The sequence below is a fragment of the Longimonas sp. genome, from assembly GCF_046498435.1.
In the GTDB taxonomy this organism is placed as follows: Bacteria; Bacteroidota; Rhodothermia; order Rhodothermales; family Salinibacteraceae; genus Longimonas.
In genome coordinates this window covers 1-6,199 of record NZ_JAWOAR010000198.1, presented here as the reverse complement: position 1 = coordinate 6,199, position 6,199 = coordinate 1, and the positions used below count along the sequence as shown (strand labels likewise).

Below are 6,199 nucleotides of genomic sequence, written 5' to 3'. Positions count from 1 at the left end.
CGCCTGTAGATCTTCGGACGCGACTACGTCTCGCCCGAAGATCTACAGGCGTTGGCAGCGCCCGTGCTACGCCACCGCATCATGCTGACCCCCGACCAGGAGATGGAAGGCCGCTCGCCCGACGATCTTGTGCATCATATCGTGCAACAGGTCGAGGTGCCGCAGTAATGGCGGAATGCGTGGTTTTGAGACCGAACGACAGGTAGATATGTGGACTGTCTTTACATCGCTGTATCCGACGCGTCGGTTGTACGCGGTGGGGGGCGTGCTTGCACTTGCATTCATCGTAGCGCACTGGATCCCCGTCGTGTCATGGATTGCCTGGGGCGGCATGGTCGTCGCAGCAGCGGCCCTTGCAGCCGATGGGGCCCTTCATGCGTTCAATCCGAAGGGGATGACCATTGATCGCAAAGTGGCCGGGCGCTTTTCCAACGGAGACCCCAACGCGGTCACGATTCACCTCGGAAACCGGTACGTGTTTGCGGTGCAGGTGACCTGCATTGACGAGCCACCGGTGGCATTTCAAGTCCGAGACGCCGTATTCAAGGAGGCGATGCCTTCTGCATCCACCCGTACCATACAGTACGACCTGCGTCCGACCGAGCGGGGGCGTTATGCGTTTGGATGCGTGAATGCGTACGTGCGCACGCCGCTTGGTCTGGTGGCGCGCCGCTATCAATCGGCCAAGGGGCCCACCGTGAAGGTGTATCCATCGTTTGTTCAGATGCGTCGCATTGGGCTCCTGGCTACGACAAACCGTCTGGAGGAAGCCGGGGTAAAGCGGGTGCGGCGGCGGGGGCATTCGACCTCGTTCGACCACGTGCGCCCGTATGTGCTGGGCGATGACTACCGGCATGTGAACTGGACCGCTACGGCGCGGCGCGCTGAGCTGATGGTAAACGAGTACGAAGAAGAGCGCGGACAACCGCTGTATTGTGCTATTAACACGGGGCGGGTGATGGAGCTGCCGTTCGACGGAATGACGCTGCTTGATCATAGTATCAACGCAACGCTGGCCCTGGCGAATGTGGCGATGCAGAAGCACGACCGTGTGAGCGTGGTGCCATTCGACACGCATCCCGCAGCCGCAGTCCCCCTGGGCCGGGGCCCAGGCCATTTGATGCGTCTGCAAGAGGCGCTGTATCATCTGGAGACAGGGTTTCCAGAGGCGGACTACCGCCGTCTTGCCGTCTTTACCGAGCGGCATCTGACACGCCGGGGGGTGCTGTTACTCTTTACGAATGTGGAGAGCCGGGCATCGCTGCAGCGGCATCTGTCCGTGTTCAAAAGCATTCAGCGCCGGCATACGCTGCTTGTGGTGCTGTTTGAGAATCCGGTGCTGCGCGAAGCTGCGCGTGATGAGACGGCGGCCACCACGGCCTGGCGCACGTCCACACAGGTGGAGGATGTGTATGTGCGTACCGTGGCGGAGCGATTTGCTCACGAGAAGCACGAGATGGTGCGCACGCTGCGTCGGCACGGCATCAAAAGCGTACTCACGCCGCCCGAACACCTGACGGTAGAGGCGCTAAACGCGTATCTGGCGGTAAAGCGGGGGTAGAATACGGAAGATGAGACCGTGTATCAGACCTGCGCATTCGACTCCAACCGCATGCCCCCCATCGAGGCGCTGATGAAAATTGCGGAGCTGAAAGAGCTGTTGGAGTAGAGGGCAGGGTTGGAGGGAAGCGAGGGGAGGTCGCTTTGTGATAATTGCACCCAGCCACAACGGGCCTCCTCCTGTGCAATGTTGATGAGGCCCGCGCAGAAAGAGCGCCTTCGTAGTGAGCATCTGTCGCGCGCGGGGAGAGGGGAGGCTCTAATTCAGCGGCGCACGGGCCTCGCGCAGAGCATCGGGCGGGGTAGGCTGGGCGCTGATGGCGTAGGCGCGGATGGTGTCCTCGCTCTCCACAAAGAGCGCCAGGACAGACTCGTTGGGGTCGTACGACTGAAGCTGTGTATCCAACCATTCCATAGGGAGTTGCCCGGAGCGCTGCTTGATCCAGATGCCGTCGGCCTGGGCGTAGCCAAGGGTGTGCGCCTCCATCTTCACCGCATCGTCGACCGAGGGGCGCTCCTGCACCACCACAAGTCCGATGCCGAGGCGCTGAAACCCGAGGTACGAAGCCGCCGCCAGGTCAACCCAGTGAGTGGCCATGAAGTCGTGGTGATCGGATTCGACGGGCGCTTCAGGAATGTGAGCGGGCGCACGGACCGTGAAAATCTGTGCGTCGTCGTCGATAAACGTGGTTGTGCGGGAAGCCATACGCATCCAAAAGCCGCTGAGAAAGAGCACCAAACAAAAACGGGATGGGCCAACCGGAGGCTGCCCATCCCGACACGATCACGATAACGCGTACCGTTGGGGGTTGTGTTCGCATGTGGGGGCACTTAGCCCATGTTCTCCACAACAGCCTCGCCAAACTCGCTGCACTTCAGGAGGGTGGCGTTCTCCATGTTGCGCTCAAAGTCGTACGTTACGCGCTTCTGCTTAATGGTGGTTTCGAGGCCCTCAATGATGAGATCCGCAGCCTCGTCCCAGCCCATGTAGCGGAACATCATCTCGCCCGAGAGGATGACCGAGCTCGGGTTCACCTTGTCCATGCCCGCATACTTGGGGGCGGTGCCGTGCGTGGCCTCAAAGAGCGCCAGTCCGGTGTTGTAGTTGATGTTCGCGCCGGGCGCAATGCCAATGCCGCCGACCTGCGCGGCCAGCGCGTCGGAGATATAGTCGCCGTTCAGATTCATTGTGGCGATGAGGTCGTACTCGTCGGGGCGCGTCAGAATCTGCTGGAGCATCGCGTCGGCAATGACATCCTTCACGATAATCTCGCGGCCGTCGTCGAGCGTAATGACCTGCCAGGGGCCACCGTCGAGGTCCTCGGCGTCGTAATCTTCTTTGGCCACCTCGTAGCCCCAGTCGCGGAAAGCGCCCTCGGTAAACTTCATGATGTTGCCCTTGTGCACGAGCGTCACGCTGTCGTAGCCGCGCTCAATGGCGTAGTCGATGGCCGAGCGGACGAGGCGCTTCGTGCCTTCTTCCGAGATGGGCTTCACGCCAATGGCGGTGGAGTCGGGGAAGCGGATGGTGTCGGCGCCCATCTCCTCGATCAGAAACTGCTTGATCTTCTCGTTTTCGGGCGAGCCTTCGCGGTACTCAATGCCCGCGTAGATGTCTTCCGAGTTTTCGCGGAAGATCGTCATGTCGACCAGCTCCGGCTCTTTCACGGGCGAGGGCACGCCTTCGAAGTGGCGCACCGGACGCACACACGCAAACAGGTCGAGCTGCTGGCGCAGGGCCACGTTCAGCGAGCGAATACCGCCGCCCACAGGCGTGGTGAGCGGCCCCTTGATGGCCACGAGGTACTCCTCGATGGCCGTCAGGGTGTCTTGGGGCAGCCACTCGTTGTACTCATCTTGCGCTTTGCCGCCGGCAAAGACTTCCATCCACACGATTTCGCGGTTGCCGTCGTAGGCGTGCTGAACGGCGCTATCGAACACGTTCTGCGCAGCGGCCCAGATGTCGGGACCGATGCCGTCGCCCTCAATAAACGGGATGATGGGGCGATCGGGCACATGCAGCGCATCGTCGTCTTTGCGGATGCGCTCACCGTCGGTAGGCGGGGTAATCTGATCGAACGAGGGCGTCGTAGGCATAGGCTGTTTGGGTATCTGAAAACGAAGTAGACGAAGTCGCTGGGATGCCCACATCAGGCCCCCAGACCACACATCGTTGCGTGGTTCAATGCGATGCAGGGTTACAGTGTACCCAATTCAGCCGACCGATGTGGTTAGGATTCTGAAAATCTTGCGCTGCGCGGCGGATGAAAAAGGGTCCATGCTTGCTCACTGCATTTGCATCAATGCTGCGAAGGAGACGCGAGGTGAAGGGAAAGTAGGCCTCCCCCACGATGCTGGATGATATCCGGTTAGGAGATACGTCCCCTGGGCCGGGTCCACAAAAAGACTTCCCCCTGCCTGGAGAGAGAGCCGCTCTCGCCCAATTGTTTCTTCTGAGCACGGGTTGTGATATAGGTTCAGAAGTCGCACAGCCCCCCAACGCCCGTCATCCAGATCCTGAATCGAGTTCAGGACAGGCAAGGCGCCCCTGGCGCCGCTGATCCGGGATGACTATAAAGTGGGAGTCCATGCGTTACCCTATGAATCATCTGTGACAGAGCAGTAGGCCTCAATGCCAAAACGCAGTTGACTGTTTACAGCCCCCTGACCATGTCATTCTGAGGGCCCCTGCGACCAAAGAATCTCTTTGATATTGGCAGAAGTGAACACCACGCAGCATATCGGCTCCGTGTGCGCTCCGCGTTTGCCAGAGAGATTCCTCGCTTCCGCTCGGAATGACGAGCTTGAAGGGAAATTTCCGGGTACGCGAAGAGATATCCACCTCTTGTCGTGTGCCATGGGCGTCAGCTGTTTCTGCAGGCGCTTGCAGGCCAGACTTTCGCTACAGGCGAATCTGCATGTTCGTCGTTGCCACGCTCAGGCGCAGGGCCACAGGCACAGGCTGGCCATTGTGGCGGCCCGGCGTAAATGAGGAGTCGAGCACGACCGAACGGATCGCCTCATCGGCCGCCGGATAGAGCGATTCTGCAACCAATACGTTTGTAGGCTCCCCCTCGGGCGATACGACAAGCAGCACCACGGTGCTTCCATTCGTGTCTTGCTGTAAGCTTCGGGGCGGACGGTTCTCCAGCACGCGCTCGTAGAACGCGTCCATGCCACCGTCAATTTCGGGCGGTACCTCCACCTGATCCTCCGGGTACACCGTGTCGTAGTTGGTCGGATTCACCATGGTAGGGCGCGTCTCCATAACCTCACGGAGTGCCTGCGCCTCGCCCGATCCTGCACAGCCTGTTACGAGAGCGAGCAGCAGTCCCACAAGAAAAGCAGCTGGGGCGGGCCATCGGAGAGATCCCATCGGTAGAAAAGTCATCAGGAAGAGACCGAACGTGCGCTGATCGATACCGCACTAACGTACCCGAATGCCGGTATAGATGCAAGCAGCTCCTGTGTCAACTTTCTCGGCAGCACGCCGTAAAGACCGCACCTCTTGCGTGTATCACACAACCGTGCCAGGCTTATGGCTAACGAACCCGGACGCAACAACCCCTGCCCGTGCGGAAGCGGGCGCAAGTACAAGAACTGCTGCCGCAACTCCGATGCCTGGTACCAGAGCAACACGGTGCAAGGCATCATCGTCGGCGTCGTGATTTTGCTCGGCGTGCTGGTCATTGGCGGACTCCTTACCAGCGGAGGCGGAGCGGTAGACTGCCCGCCCGGCGAGGTCTGGTCAGAGGCGCATGAACACTGTCATTAACGGAGGGCATCCCACGCAAACGAGCACCTGCCCGCACAGGGCAATTACATGTTGAGCACCACGGATGCACAAAAGACCATCACGATCCCCCCTTCTCCGTCATCCTGACAGAGCGCAGCGGCGGAAGGATCTCAGCGCCCCCGTGCACAACGCACAACCACAGCGGACAAGCGCGGACAAGCGTAGTGCCGCCTTCGCCTACGTCTTGAAGACGGCGTCTCCAGAGGGTCCTTTGGAAGGCCACGCTCTGATTGGACGTGGCGAGACAGCAGGCATTTAAAGGAAAGCATGACGGTAAAGAGCAGGCCCTGGCAAAGCGCAGCACAATATCATCCTGAAGATGCAATTGCCCTGCCGGCCCACAGCGCCGCTGAAGGCCGTTTTGTCGTCGGCCTCTGCTTGTTTTCGGGAAAACGCCCTCCACAACCACCGTGCCACATCCTAATTTTTATGGATACAATGTGTAGGATCAGGGAGTTAGCGGATGTCGTCAGACCCCGGGGGGGTTGTGCACGACCGGAGGGTGACGACATCGGGCGCGCCCAATCATCGCCAAATCGCCGCTCATTTGCATCTAAGCTGGCTGATGTGCATATTCCATCAGGCCTTTAATCGCACCTTTGAGGTATTGAAATCGTACGCAGTTCCATCGTATGTGTGTTGGGGCACCGCCTTTAATCGCACCTTTGAGGTATTGAAATAGCGTATGCTTTCTCTCGCATAATGCGATACCCCCACCTTTAATCGCACCTTTGAGGTATTGAAATCTTCGGAAAAGCATCTACGAGGCTTTTGTTTTTTGGCCTTTAATCGCACCTTTGAGGTATCAATAGTCCGTGCAAGTTGAGACGGCGATGATCACGG

General features: G+C 59.3%; 6 protein-coding genes. 3 read left to right on the top strand and 3 right to left on the bottom strand.

What is annotated here, in order from left to right:
- The first annotated feature begins 9 nt into the window (after positions 1–9).
- Both R6U20_RS07445 and R6U20_RS07440 read left to right on the top strand, forming a co-directional pair.
- Positions 10–168, top strand: coding sequence for a hypothetical protein (locus tag R6U20_RS07445; RefSeq protein ID WP_410337229.1), 159 nt, complete (start codon positions 10–12; stop codon positions 166–168).
- A gap of 40 nt (positions 169–208) precedes the next feature.
- Positions 209–1,561 (top strand): DUF58 domain-containing protein, encoded by a 1,353-nt coding sequence (locus R6U20_RS07440; RefSeq protein ID WP_410337228.1) that lies wholly within the window; start codon positions 209–211, stop codon positions 1,559–1,561.
- A gap of 258 nt (positions 1,562–1,819) precedes the next feature.
- On the opposite strand, the gene R6U20_RS07435 is transcribed toward R6U20_RS07440, so the two are convergent.
- From R6U20_RS07435 to R6U20_RS07425, 3 genes are all read right to left on the bottom strand, one after another.
- On the bottom strand, positions 1,820–2,266 hold the full coding sequence (locus R6U20_RS07435; protein ID WP_410337227.1) for a hypothetical protein: 447 nt from the start codon (positions 2,264–2,266) through the stop codon (positions 1,820–1,822).
- A gap of 125 nt (positions 2,267–2,391) precedes the next feature.
- On the bottom strand, positions 2,392–3,657 hold the full coding sequence (gene icd / locus R6U20_RS07430; RefSeq protein ID WP_410337226.1) for an NADP-dependent isocitrate dehydrogenase: 1,266 nt from the start codon (positions 3,655–3,657) through the stop codon (positions 2,392–2,394).
- Positions 3,658–4,462: 805 nt separating this feature from the next.
- Positions 4,463–4,897 (bottom strand): energy transducer TonB, encoded by a 435-nt coding sequence (locus tag R6U20_RS07425; protein ID WP_410337225.1) that lies wholly within the window; start codon positions 4,895–4,897, stop codon positions 4,463–4,465.
- Between the two features lie 201 nt (positions 4,898–5,098).
- On the opposite strand from R6U20_RS07425, the gene R6U20_RS07420 reads away from it, so the two are divergent.
- The gene (locus R6U20_RS07420) at positions 5,099–5,335 is read left to right on the top strand and encodes an SEC-C metal-binding domain-containing protein (protein ID WP_410337224.1); all 237 of its coding nucleotides are present in this window, start codon (positions 5,099–5,101) and stop codon (positions 5,333–5,335) included.
- The last annotated feature ends 864 nt before the right edge of the window (positions 5,336–6,199 follow it).